The organism is Streptomyces sp. NPDC048001, assembly GCF_043203115.1.
Taxonomy (GTDB): Bacteria; Actinomycetota; Actinomycetes; order Streptomycetales; family Streptomycetaceae; genus Streptomyces; species Streptomyces sanyensis.
On record NZ_JBIDBN010000013.1, the window covers coordinates 134,162 to 146,036 of the forward strand.

Below are 11,875 nucleotides of genomic sequence, written 5' to 3' on the forward strand. Positions count from 1 at the left end.
CGGCCCGGGCACCCGCGGAGCGTGCCCGCCTGCACCGTCACTCCGCGACGGCGTACGCCTCCACGCCGAAGAGCGAGTACCCGAAGTCGGTCGCCCGCTCGTCCCCCTGCACCCGCACGAAGCGGGTGTCAGGGGCGTCCATGCGCACCACCTCGCGGCCGCCCCGGCCGTCGGTGACGGTGGCCGCCGTGCGCCAGACGCTGCCGTCGCCCGAGACCTGCACCCGGTAGCGGGTCGCGTACGCGTCCTGCCAGTGGAGCACGACCTCGCCCACCCGCTGCGGGCGCTCCAGCTCCAGCTGCCACCAGGCGGACGGGCCCTGCGGGGAGGACCACCGCGTGGCGGGGTCGCCGTCGACCGCGGCGGCGGCCGGGAAGTCAGGGGTCTCGTCGCCCGAGGAGGAGGCCCGCGCCCCCGGGGCGCGGCCCAGGTCGGGGCCGCCGGTGCGGGGGAAGGCCCGCACCGTCAGGGTGCTCTCCTGCCCGGCGAAGGAGAGCGGCACCCGGTACTCGCCCGAGGGCGTCCCCTCCGGGACGGTCACCTCCACGGGCACGGTGGTCTCGGTGCCCCGCGGCACCGTCGCCTGCCGGGGCACCTTCACCTCGATGCCCTCCGGGGCCTCGGCGTTCAGCTCGCCCGTCACCTCGGCCGGACGGCGTGCGGTGAGCCGTATCCCGGCCCGGCCGGGCTTCCCCCCGATCTCGGCGCTGGTCTCCGTGCGCTCCAGGTCGAGCCCGGCGGCTGGCTCGTCGGCGAACCAGGGCACCACGGCGCGCACCGGCACCGCCGCCCCGCCGTCGCCGGGCACCACCCGCAGGGCGTCGACGGCGAGCCCGCCCGGGTCCGCCTGGGTCCATCCGCTCGCGGACAGCGGGGCCAGCCGGCGCCAGCCCTCGCCGGGGACGTGCCCCTCCAGATGACCGGGGGTCCCCCGGCCGGGGGCGGCGGGCTCCGTCATGGCGGTCACCGCGGCCACCGGACGGGCGCGGTCCAGGCGTACGGTGGCCCTGCCCGCCTCCTTCCGGTCGGCCCCGGTCCACGCGCGGGACTCCTTCTCCGCCCGGTCCAGGAAGGAGTCCAGGACGCCCTCGCCGACGGTCGCCCTGCTCCCGCCCAGGCGGGCGCGCACCGGCTCCAGGTCGAGCGAGGCGCGCCAGGCGGCCTGGCCGTCCCCGCCGGACTGGGCGCCGAGCATGTCGACCGCCAGCTCCCCGGCCCGGCCGTAGCGGGCCAACTGCTCCAGCCAGGGGCCGACTTCCCCGGCGAGGCGGCCGCCCGCCACGTCCTTCAGCGCCGCGGGCGCATCGCGCATGACCGAGAACGCGCCGCGCAGCCGGGCGGTCGCGCGGTCCAGGGCCGCGGCGTCCGTGGAGGTCCGCGCGGCCCAGAACTCCTTCATCAGGGGCCGCAGGTACTCCGACTCGGCGTCCGGCGCGAGGAGGGACGAGGCCCCGTTCCCGGCCAGCGCCCCGAGCGCCGTCCGGGCTCGCGCGTCGTCCCCGGCCAGGTCGTCGAGGGCGGCCCGCCAGGAGTCCGCGGGCCGGTAGCCCTTGGGGTTCCAGGCGTAGTCGGCCGCCGTGAACAGCGGGATGCGCGAGGCGGTCGGCTGCTCCATCGCGTTGGCGAGCAGCACCGAGGAGCCCGCGGCCACCGCCGGGTCCCGGCCGGTCAGCGGGCCGAGGAAGACGCGGTCCTGGGCGTAGTCGTTGACCGGGTAGTTGTCGAGCGTCACCAGCGGATGGTCGTCGAACGCGCGTCGCACGTCGGCGAGTTCGCCGCCGGTGATGGTCCGGGGCACCGCCCCCACGCCCGTCCACGCCACGCGCACCGAGTCGTGCAGCGCGGCGGCCAGCGCCCGGCGGTAGTCGGTCTCGCCGTCCTGGTAGTACTCCGTCGGCATCACCGACAGGGGCTCCGCGCCCGGGTGGCGCTCCGCCAGGTGGGCCGCGACGGCGTTGGCGATCCGCGCCTGCGCGCCGGCGGCCGCCCCGGGGCCGGAGCCGAAGGCGTCCGCGTCCCTGCCGCAGTGCCACTCGCTGTAGCTGACGTCCTGGAACTCCAGCTGGAAGGCCCGCACACCCAGGGCCCACATCGCGTCGATCTTGCGGGTCAGCGCCTTCAGGTCCCCCTCGTCGGCCAGGCACATCGACTGCGCGGGCGCCACCGCCCAGGCCAGCGTGACGTGGTTGGCCGCCGCCCGTTCGGCCAGCTCGCGGAACTCCGCCCGCCGCTCGGCCGGGTACGGCTCGCGCCACATCGCCTGGCGGTAGGGGTCGTCGCCCGGGGCGTAGAGGTACCGGTTCTGCTTGGTCCGTCCCAGGAAGTCGAGTTGCGAGAGCCGCTGCGCGTGGGTCCACGGGGTCCCGTAGAAGCCCTCCGCGACACCGCGCACCGCGGTGCCGGGCCAGTCGCGCACCACCACACCGGGGACGCCCCCGTCCGCGGCGAGGGCGCGCAGCGTCTGCGCGCCGTGGAAGAGGCCGTCCGCCCCCACCCCGTCGAGGGCGATCGTGGCGCGGCCGCCCACCGCGCCGGCGGCCAGCCGGTAGCCGCCCCGCGGGAGGTCGGCCCGGTCCGCGGCGCCGAGCGCCCGCAGGGCCCGCGCGGCGCCCGTGCCGCCCAGCAGGACCACCGGGCCGCGTCCCGGCAGCTCCTCGTACAGGGTCCGCACCCCGGCACCGCGGAGCAGGTCCTTCACCGCGGCCACCGCGTACGGGTCCGCGTCCGGGGCCGCGACCACGGTCGCCTCCCCGCCCAGCACGACGGGCGCGTGCGCGGTGCGCAGCGACTGGGGCCGGGGCCACACTCCCGGTACCGCGGTGCCGCCCCGGGGGTCCTGCGCCCGGTCGGACGGGGCCGCCGGCCCGGAGGGTTCGGCCGCGGCGCCGGGGGCGCCGGCGAGCAGACCGCCGATGACCGCGACCGCGACGGCCGCTGCCGTACGCCTTGTCCCCGAGTGCCGCACGAGGTCTCCCTTCGGTCCAACCCGCCCGCCCCGGCCGGTGTTCGAGCCCACCACCACCACCGTCGGGGTGTCAATGCGCGTGGTCGTTGTGCCCTTTATGCCCTCCGTGGTGGATGATCGGGGGCGGAGTGCGCCGCCGGGGGCCGGGTGGCGGGCTCCGGGCGCGCGGTGTGACCCGGGACACGTCGACCGATCGTGTACGTCTGCGTTCGCGTCGACGGGGTAGGGCCTCCATGACCGTTCACGACCGTTCACGCCCCGCTTGGAGTGATTCACCCGTGACTGCATCGGCCCAGCTGCTGCTCGACGCCCTCTCCAAACAGGTCCCGGCGCAGACGCCCCCGGGAGCCTGCCCCTTCGACCACACCGCCCCGACCTCCTACGACGCGCCGCTCACCAGCGAGCCCCCGCTCGCCTACGACGTCCCGCTCACCAGCGAGCCCCCGCTCGCCCACGCCGCCCCGCTCACCAGCGAGCCCCCGCTCGCCGACATCGCGCCCCTGACCAGTGAGCCCACCGCGCCGGCCATGGCGGGCGGCATCGACGGCCCGGGGGCGTAGAAGAGGAGTCCCCATGGGCCTTGCCCGGCTCGCCGCGCTGCACGGAGTCGCCACCTCCTTCTCGCCGTCCGAAGGCGTCACCCGTGCGGTCCCGGACCGCACGGTCCGTGCCGTCCTCGCCGCGCTGGGCGTCGACACCGCCACGCCCGCGGCGCTGCGCGCGGCCCTCGAGCGCGCCGAGCGGGAGGCCGCGGCCCGGCTGCTGCCGGACGCGGTCGTCGTCTGGCAGGGGCCCGGCGGGCCCGAGCTGCCCGCGTCCCTGGCCTCGCTGCCGCCGGGCACGGAGCTGGAGGTGGTCTGCGAGGACGGCGCCGTGCTGACTCCCCGGCCCCCCGGCCCGGCCGCCGCCGCAGGACCGTCCGGCGCCCGGGCGGCCGCCCGGGGCGGGTGGGGCGAGCTGCCGCTCGGCGTCCACCGGCTGCACACGCGGGCGCCGGACGGCGGGAGCGGCAGCGCCGCCCTGGTGGTGGCGCCGGGCCGGGCCCCGGACCCGCCGGGACGCTGCCACGGCTTCCTCGTCCAGCTCTACTCGCTGCTGTCCGAGCGCTCCTGGGGCATGGGCGACCTGGGCGACCTCGGGGAGTTCGCCGCCTGGTCGGGGCGGTCCCTCGGGGCGTCCTTCGTCCAGGTGAACCCGCTGCACGCCGCCGTGCCTGGGCCGCCCACCGACCCCTCCCCGTACCGGCCCTCCTCCCGCCGCTTCCCCGACCCGGTGCACCTGAGGATCGAGGACGTCCCCGAGTACGGCTACGCCGAGCCCGCGCAGCGCGCCCGGCTGGACGCGCTGCGGGAGAAGGGCGCGGAGCTGCGCGGCGCGGTGCTGCGCAAGGGCGCCCTGATCGACCGGGACGCCGTCTGGGACCTCAAGCGGCAGGCGCTGGAGGTCCTCGGGACCGTGCCGCTCGGGCCCGGCCGCCACGCCGCGTACTGCGCCTACCTCGCCGAGCAGGGCGCAGCGCTGGAGGACCACGCCACCTGGTGCGCGCTGGCCGAGGTCCACGGCCCCGACTGGCGCTCCTGGCCGCAGGGCCTGCGCGACCCCCGCTCGCCGGAGACCGCCCGGGCCCGCGGCGAGCTGACCGAGCGCGTCGACTTCCACAGCCGGCTGGCCTGGCTCGCCGAGGCCCAGCTGGCCGCCGCCGCCCGCGCCGCCCGCGAGGCGGGCATGGGGGTGGGCGTCGTCCACGACCTGGCCGTCGGCGTGCACCCCTCGGGGGCGGACGCCTGGGCGCAGGCGGAGGTCTTCGCCGAGGGGATGTCCGTGGGCGCCCCGCCGGACGCCTTCAACGCCCGCGGCCAGGACTGGGGCCTGCCCCCCTGGCGCCCCGACGCACTCGCCCGGTCCGGCTTCGCTGCCTTCCGGGGGGTGCTGCGCGGGGTGCTGCGGCACGCCGGGGGGCTGCGGGTCGACCATGTCATGGGCCTGTTCCGGCTGTGGTGGGTGCCGGAGGGCGCGCCGCCCACCGACGGCGCCTACGTCCGCTACGACGGCGAGGCGATGCTGGCGGTGCTCGTGCTGGAGGCGCACCGGGCGGGGGCCGTGGTCGTGGGCGAGGACCTCGGCACGGTGGAGCCGGGGGTGCGCGAGGCACTCGCGGCGCGTGGTGTGCTCGGGACCTCCGTCCTCTGGTTCGAGCGCGACTGGGCCGGCTCGGGCGCCCCGCTGCCGTCCGGACGCTGGCGTGCCGGCTGTGTGGCCACCGCCACCACCCACGACCTGCCCTCCACCGCGGCCCGGCTCACCGGCGGCCATGTGGAGCTGCGCCACCGCCTGGGCCTGCTGACCGAGGGGCTGGAGGAGGAGCGGGCGCGGGACGCGGCGGACGTGGCGGAGTGGCTGGCCGCGCTGCGCGGCGAGGGGCTGCTCGCCGAGGCGGACGGCGGGGGCGTCGGCGAGGAGGAGGGCATCCGCGCGGTCTACCGCTACCTGGCGGGGACCCCGGCGTCCCTGGTGGGGGTGTGGCTGCCCGACGCCGTCGGTGACCGGCGCCCCCAGAACCTGCCGGGCACCTGGGACCAGTACCCGAACTGGCGGCTGCCCGTCGCCGATGCCGAGGGCCGTCCGGTGACCCTGGGGGAGCTGGCCGCCTCACCCCGGCTCCACCGGCTGATCGGTGCCCTGGGGCCCCGCGTCCGCCGCGGGGGCGGCCCCACGGCACCCCCGGACGCGCGGTGCTGACACGCGTTCGCTACGTTGGCAGGGTGGACAAGAAGAACGCCCTGCGCGCCGGCGCCCTCGCGGCCGGTACGACGCTGATGATGCTGATGATGTCGTCCCCCGCGCTCGCCCTGACCCGGGACGACGGCGACCACCCGGGCACCGGGCTGAGCGTTGCCGAGACCCTCGGCCTGTTCGTGGCGGCCCCGATCGTGCTGTTCGCCGTCATCACCGGCCTGGTGATGGTGCTCGACAAGTCCCGCAAGCAGAGCTGACGGCACGGGCGGGCCCGGCGCCACGGCGCCGGAGGCCCCGCCCGGGCCGGACAGGCGCCCCGGTGGTGAGGCCCCGGGGCGCCTTGTCGTGCCCGTGTGCCCGTGTGCCGCACCCGGGGCCCGCCCGGGAGCCCCCGGGGCGCGAGAGCGCCCCGGAGCGGGCGGCTCAGGCGTCCCGCGGGGTGACCACCATCGGCATGGTGTCCGCGTGCGCCACGGCCGAGGCGACCTCCTTGGGGACATGGCCCGGGGCCGGGCTCAGGCGCCAGCGGGCGAGGACGGTGGCCAGGGCGATGGTCGCCTCCGTCCACACGAAGGCGTCGCCGATGCACTTGCGGTTGCCCGCGCCGAAGGGGATGTACGCCTGGCGCGTGATCGCCCCCCGGCGCTCGGGCAGCCAGCGGTCGGGGTCGAAGCGGTCGGCGTTCTCGTAGAGCGACGGGTCCCGGTGCATCGCGTACAGGCTGAAGCCCACCTCGGTGCCCGCCGGGAGGAGGTAGCCGCCCAGCTCCACGGGGGCCGTGGTGCGGCGCATGAGCATGGTGACGCCGTGCAGCCGGATCACCTCGTCGAGGACGCGGCGCACCGACTCCAGCCTCGGCACGTCCTCGACGCCCACCGGGCGGTCGCCCACCACGGCCCTGATCTCGGCGACCAGCTCCTCCTCCACCGCCGGGTGCTGGGAGAGTTCGTAGAAGGTCCAGGAGAGGGTGGCGGCGGTGGTCTCGGCGCCGGCGAAGAGGAGGGTGCTGAGCTCGTCGCGCACCTCGACGTCGCTCAGGCCGTCGCCCGTCTCGTCGTCGCGGGCCGCGAGGAGCACCGACAGCAGGTCGTTGTGCCCGGTCCCGCCCGAGCCGCGGGTCTCGGCCACGACCTCGTCGATGACCCGGCGCAGGGTCGCGGCGGCGGCGTCGAACTCGCGGTTGGAGCGGATCGGGAAGCGGTCGAGGAACTTCGGCGAGGCCGCCCTCACCAGCAGGTTCTTCAGGACCACGGGCAGGTTCTCGCGGATGGCGACCACCGCGGGCAGGCCCATGTCCGTGGAGAAGAGCGTCGTCGCGAGCGTCTCGATGGCGTACTGGGCCATCGCCTGCTCCAGCTCGACCTCCTGACCGGGACTCCAGGAGTCGGCCAGGGCACGGGCGTTGGCGCCCATCGCCTCGGCGTACGCCGCGATGCGCTGCGGGTGGAACATCGGCTGGATGAGCCGGCGGTGCCTGCGGTGCACCTCGCCGTCGGAGTTGGCGAGGCCGTTCCCGGCGAGGGGGCGGAGCCTGTCGAAGAAGCGGCCCTTCTCGAAGCTGCGCGCCTGGCGCACCGTGACCTCGTGGATCAGCTCCGCCGAGGTCGCCACGTACATGGGCATCGTTCCCAGGTCGACGCGGACCAGGTCGCCGTTGTCGCGCAGCGACGACAGGAAGCCGAGGGGCTCGCGCCAGAGCCTGAGGGCATGGCCGAGGAGCGGGATCGCTCCCGGGGCGACCGGGACCGACCGCAGTTCGGCCGAGGGGGTTCCGACGGACACCGGAGAATCCTTTCCGCTGGGGCCGTCAGGCGGTGCGCGCAGCGGTTCTGCGGCTGCCGGACGGTGTGCTGGGGGCCGGCACCAGGGTCCACCACCAGTCGACGGCGGGGATGCCCAGCGGCTCGTGGCGGCCGTCGGTGGGCGTGTCGCTGAAGACGGGCGGCAGGTCGGCCGGATCGTCGGGGGTGGTGTAGCGCACCGAGGTGATGCCCCAGTCCTGGGCGCCCCTGATGAAGTGGGACAGGCTCGCCAGGTACCGGCGCAGCTGCGGGCTGCCCTCGCGGGCGAGCTGCTCGGCGAGCCGCACGTAGAGGCACATCACCCGGTCCCGCTGGGCGATCGCGGTGTCCAGGGCCTGCCGGGTGGTCATCCCCTGCTGCTCCAGGACCCGCAGCGCGTTGAGGTAGTAGCCCGGGCTCCGCCGCTCCTTGTGGTGGGAGAAGATGTCGTTGTCCCAGGTGATGACGAACGAGGCCATCTCGGCCGCGGCGCGCACCGCGGTGCGGTCCCGCTCGTGCGGCTGGAGTTCGTACCCGTGGGCCATCTCCAGCATGGGGAGCACCACCGAGGTGGCCCCGTCGTAGAGCCGCATCAGGGTGTAGTCGTTGAGGTCGGGCACGGTGCCCGCGCGGCGGTGGGCCGCCTCCCACACGACGGAGAAGAAGTACTCGCGCAGGGCGTCGACCCAGCGCGCGGTCTGCCCGGGGGTGCCGTAGCGGTCCACCCGCAGGCGCAGGTCGCGCAGGCCCGCGGCGAGCGGGTCGTCCAGCATCATGGGCGCCTCGGGGTTCTGCGCGACCCGGATGAGCCGGTGCAGCAGGCCCGCGAGGTCGCCGGGGCGGTGGCCGAGCTCCCCCTCCTCGCAGTGGCCGTCGTCCACGCCGAACAGCCACAGCACGAAGTCCGCGAGCAGGGAGACGACCTCCTCGCGGCCCTCGGGCAGGATGCGCGCGGAGAAGGTGCCGATGTCCTGGACCACGAGCTTGGCGCGCAGCTCCTCCGAACCGATGCGGAAGGTCTCCGCCCAGGCCGCGGTCTGGACGTCTATGTCCGCATGCCGGGGATGGATCGCCGGCGCCATGGGCGTGTAGATCGGCGGAACGGTCAGCTCGGGGTCCACGGGGGCCTGCCTCTCGATGCGGGTGCGGCGCGTCAACTGCGTTGTCACATGCGCAACTTGCACCACAGAGTGATCAACTATTGCGCATCGTACTCAGCCGGGTTGGCCGATCCAATAGGACGATTCAGGTGTGAACCGGTACATCGAGGACACGAGTTGGCCAGAATCGATCAGTGGGGCAGGTGCCGCAGCCGCATGCCTGCGTGCCCCGCCTCAGCCCACCTCCTGCGCGGTGGCGAGCGCCTGAAGGTAGTGCATCAGCGCCATGAGCACATCCCTGCTGGACGTGCGGGAGCGCGCGTCGCACAGCACGATCGGCACGGAGGCGGGCAGATCCAGTGCGCCCCGCAGCTCCTCGAGGGGGTACGAGGGGGCCTCCGGGAAGGAGTTGACGGCCACCACGAAGGGCACCCCGCGCTCCTCCAGCCGTCCGATGACGTCGAAGCTGACCTCCAGCCGGCGGGTGTCCACCAGCACCACCGCGCCCAGCGCGCCCTCGAACAGGCCCCGCCACAGGAACCAGAAGCGCTGCTGCCCCGGTGTGCCGAACAGGTAGAGCACCAGCTCCTCGTTGATGCTGATGCGGCCGAAGTCCATGGCGACGGTCGTGGAGGTCTTGCGCTCCACCCCCGCGGTGTCGTCGACGCCGACCCCGGCCTGGGTCATCGTCTCCTCGGTCGTCAATGGCCGGATCTCGCTGACGGAGCCGACCAGTGTCGTCTTGCCGACACCGAATCCTCCGACGATGACCACCTTGACGGCGGCCGTGGCCGTCGTCGGCAGCACATCCTCGCTCCGCGGCCCGAGAGCCTGCTCAGAGCTTCTGAAGTCCATCGATCACTGCCTCAATCAGAGCACGGTCGGGGAGGGCGGCCGCCCGGACGGGTGCGCGGGCCAGCACCTTGTCCTCGGCCAGGAGGTCGCTGAGCAGCACGGTGACCACGCTCACCGGCAGGCTCAGATAGGCGGAGATCTCGGCCACCGACAGGGGCGCCTGGCAGATCCGTACGATCGCCTCGTGCTCCGGCTGCATGCCGGGCCTGGGCCCCGACCTGGCCACGATCAGCGTGACCAGGTCTAACCCGGTGGGCGACGAGGAGCCGCTGCGGCCGCCCGTGATCACGTACAGCCGCTCCGGACTGGTCTCCTCCCAGTCCGCGCCCGCGTCGCTCACGCGGGGTGCCCCTCATGCCGTGGCGGGGTGCTCAGGTGCTCGCCGATCCGCAGCACGAGGTCGCGCATCCGCTGGCCCATCAGGCCCGCGTCCACGCCCTCGTCGGCCAGCACGGCCAGGTACGCGCCCGCGCCCGCGGCCATCAGGTAGAAGAACCCGCCGTTCATCTCGATCACGACCAGGCGCATCTGGCCGTCGGCGTGCGGGAGTTCGGCCGCCACCGCGCCCGCCAGGCTCTGGAGCCCGGCGCAGGCGGCGGCGAGACGGTCGGCGGTGTCGTTGTCGGAACCGTGCTGCGCCATGCGCAGCCCGTCGGCGGAGAGCACGACGACGTTCCTGGTCTGCGGTACGCCCTCCGCCAGGTCCTTGAGCATCCAGTCCATGTTGGTCTGGTGGGACTGCCGCTGAATCATGGCTGCTCGTTTCCGTTGTTCGTCGGGGGAGTGTCGCCGGACAGGCCGCTCTGGAACGCGGACAGCCAGAGGCCGGGCTGCACCGCCGGTGCGGGGTCCGGGGCCGTGGGGGAAGGTGCCGGGGTGTCGACGGCGGCCGGTGCCGTCGCGCGTGTCTTGCGGCGCCGCTGGGGCAGCCCGCCCGCGGTCCGCTCGGTCACCAGGGGGGCCTCCTCGGGCAGGGGGAGCGGCGCGGACGTGGGGCCGGTGACCGGACGCGGGCGGTGCCGGGGCGGCGGGGTGTCGGTGGCGCGCGGGCCGGACGCCGTGCCGATGCCGTGCGCGAGGCCGGTCGCCGCCGCGGTCGTGGTGATGAGGTCCTGCGGTACGACGAGGACGGCGCGCACACCCCCGTAGGCGGAGGGGCGCAGCGAGACCTGGAAGCCGTACGCCCGCGCCAGCCGGCCGACCACGGCCAGGCCCAGCCGGGGCGTCTCGCCGAGGTCGTTGACATCGATGCCCTGCTGGGCCTGGCGCAGCATGCGCTCGGCGCGCTGGCGGGCCTCCTCGCTCATGCTGACGCCGCCGTCCTCGATCTCGACGGCGATGCCCGACTGCACGTCCACGGCGGTCAGATGGACCCTGGTCTGCGGCGGCGAGTAGCGGGTGGCGTTGTCCAGCAGCTCGGACAGGGCGTGGATCAGGGGCTCGACGGCGGTGCCGACGACGGCGACCTCGGAGACGGTGTGCAGCTCCACGCGCTGGTAGTCGATGATCCGGGACATGGCGCCGCGCATCACGCTGTAGAGCGGGACGGCCTTGCTCCACTGGCGTCCCGGGCGCGCGCCGCCGAGGACGGCGATCGAGTCGGCGAGACGGCCGATCAGGGCCGTGCCGTGGTCGATGCGGAGCAGGTCGCCGAAGACCTCCGGGGCATGGCCGTGGCGGTCCTCCATCTCCCGCAGCTCCTGGGCCTGCTGGTGGACGATGGCCTGCACACGGCGGGCGATGTTGACGAAGGCGCGCTGCGCGGACTCGCGCAGGTCCTCCTCGGCGCTCACCGCCTCGACCACGGAGCGCAGCACCGCCCGGTGCTCGGGGGAGGTGTCCAGCGAGGCCAGCACGTCCTCCGGGAAGGCGCCGTGGCGCAGCTCCGCCACGACCCGGGGCAGCAGCTCGTCGGCGAGGCGGCTGGTCTCGGCCGACCGGTTGACCAGCTCCGCCTCCTGGGCGGCCGTACGGGCGCGGAGCTCGGACACCGTCCGGCCGCGGCGCGCCGCCTCGGCGCAGGCGATCGCGACGGTCACGACCGCGACGGCGCAGACGACCACGACGGACGTGCGCGCCGATGCGGGGGCCAGGACGACGGCCGCGACCGCGGCCGCCAGCGTCGCGGCGACCGGCAGCTGCCACACCAGACCGGACCGCGGCCGGGGACTCCCGGTCGGCGTTCCCTGTCGAACCATCAGCATCCTCAGATCGAACCGGAAAGATCATATGAAACGACGGGCGGGAGCATATCCCGCTCAGGGAACGGGTGTTGACGCCGGGGCGGGCATCTGGCGGATAGTCATCGGCCGAAAAGACAAGGAGGCGGGGGGGGGGGGGGGGGGGGGCGCCCCCGCGGCCCCGAGGCGCAAGGCAGCCCGGCCCCCCGCGCCCGCGCGGGCGGGGCGCCCCCCCCCCCCGCGCGGGCCCGCCGCCCC

The 11,875-nt window shown here is 75.4% G+C and carries 10 protein-coding genes; 3 read left to right on the forward strand and 7 right to left on the reverse strand.

Going from position 1 to position 11,875, the window contains the following annotated elements; translation table 11 throughout:
* Positions 1-37: 37 nt before the first annotated feature.
* On the reverse strand, positions 38-2,965 hold the full coding sequence (locus tag ACGF15_RS24000) for a beta-N-acetylglucosaminidase domain-containing protein (protein ID WP_362614074.1): 2,928 nt from the start codon (positions 2,963-2,965) through the stop codon (positions 38-40).
* Between the two features lie 278 nt (positions 2,966-3,243).
* Between ACGF15_RS24000 and ACGF15_RS24005 the strand changes: the two genes are divergently transcribed.
* The 3 genes from ACGF15_RS24005 to ACGF15_RS24015 are packed head-to-tail and all read left to right on the forward strand — an operon-like array spanning position 3,244 to position 5,958.
* Positions 3,244-3,525 carry a hypothetical protein gene (locus tag ACGF15_RS24005; protein WP_345610782.1) on the forward strand — a complete coding sequence of 94 codons (282 nt, stop codon included), beginning with the start codon at positions 3,244-3,246 and terminating at the stop codon, positions 3,523-3,525.
* A 13-nt stretch (positions 3,526-3,538) separates the two neighbouring features.
* On the forward strand, positions 3,539-5,704 hold the full coding sequence (malQ, locus tag ACGF15_RS24010) for a 4-alpha-glucanotransferase (RefSeq protein WP_392801817.1): 2,166 nt from the start codon (positions 3,539-3,541) through the stop codon (positions 5,702-5,704).
* A gap of 23 nt (positions 5,705-5,727) precedes the next feature.
* Positions 5,728-5,958: a hypothetical protein gene (locus ACGF15_RS24015; RefSeq protein WP_345610776.1), complete on the forward strand. Its 231-nt coding sequence runs from the start codon at positions 5,728-5,730 to the stop codon at positions 5,956-5,958.
* A 166-nt stretch (positions 5,959-6,124) separates the two neighbouring features.
* On the opposite strand, the gene ACGF15_RS24020 is transcribed toward ACGF15_RS24015, so the two are convergent.
* From ACGF15_RS24020 to ACGF15_RS24045, 6 genes are all read right to left on the reverse strand, one after another.
* A complete protein-coding gene (locus ACGF15_RS24020) occupies positions 6,125-7,483 on the reverse strand; it encodes a cytochrome P450 (RefSeq protein ID WP_362614081.1) in 1,359 nt (452 codons plus the stop codon).
* Positions 7,484-7,508: 25 nt separating this feature from the next.
* On the reverse strand, positions 7,509-8,603 hold the full coding sequence (locus tag ACGF15_RS24025; RefSeq protein WP_345611432.1) for a selina-4(15),7(11)-diene synthase: 1,095 nt from the start codon (positions 8,601-8,603) through the stop codon (positions 7,509-7,511).
* 213 nt (positions 8,604-8,816) lie between these two features.
* On the reverse strand, positions 8,817-9,437 hold the full coding sequence (locus tag ACGF15_RS24030; protein WP_345610771.1) for an ATP/GTP-binding protein: 621 nt from the start codon (positions 9,435-9,437) through the stop codon (positions 8,817-8,819).
* On the reverse strand, positions 9,418-9,777 hold the full coding sequence (locus ACGF15_RS24035) for a DUF742 domain-containing protein (RefSeq protein ID WP_256523150.1): 360 nt from the start codon (positions 9,775-9,777) through the stop codon (positions 9,418-9,420). The genes ACGF15_RS24030 and ACGF15_RS24035 overlap by 20 nt, the downstream gene beginning before the upstream one ends.
* Positions 9,774-10,190: a roadblock/LC7 domain-containing protein gene (locus tag ACGF15_RS24040; protein WP_256523149.1), complete on the reverse strand. Its 417-nt coding sequence runs from the start codon at positions 10,188-10,190 to the stop codon at positions 9,774-9,776. The genes ACGF15_RS24035 and ACGF15_RS24040 overlap by 4 nt, the downstream gene beginning before the upstream one ends.
* On the reverse strand, positions 10,187-11,635 hold the full coding sequence (locus ACGF15_RS24045) for an ATP-binding protein (protein WP_345611429.1): 1,449 nt from the start codon (positions 11,633-11,635) through the stop codon (positions 10,187-10,189). The genes ACGF15_RS24040 and ACGF15_RS24045 overlap by 4 nt, the downstream gene beginning before the upstream one ends.
* Between the last annotated feature and the right edge of the window lie 240 nt (positions 11,636-11,875).

Coding starts and splice junctions, on each gene's coding strand:
- malQ (WP_392801817.1), top strand. CDS start 3,539: ATGGGCCTTGCCCGGCTCGCCGCGCTGCACGGAGTCGCCACCTCCTTC.
- ACGF15_RS24030 (WP_345610771.1), bottom strand. CDS start 9,437: ATGGACTTCAGAAGCTCTGAGCAGGCTCTCGGGCCGCGGAGCGAGGAT.
- ACGF15_RS24040 (WP_256523149.1), bottom strand. CDS start 10,190: ATGATTCAGCGGCAGTCCCACCAGACCAACATGGACTGGATGCTCAAG.
- ACGF15_RS24045 (WP_345611429.1), bottom strand. CDS start 11,635: ATGGTTCGACAGGGAACGCCGACCGGGAGTCCCCGGCCGCGGTCCGGT.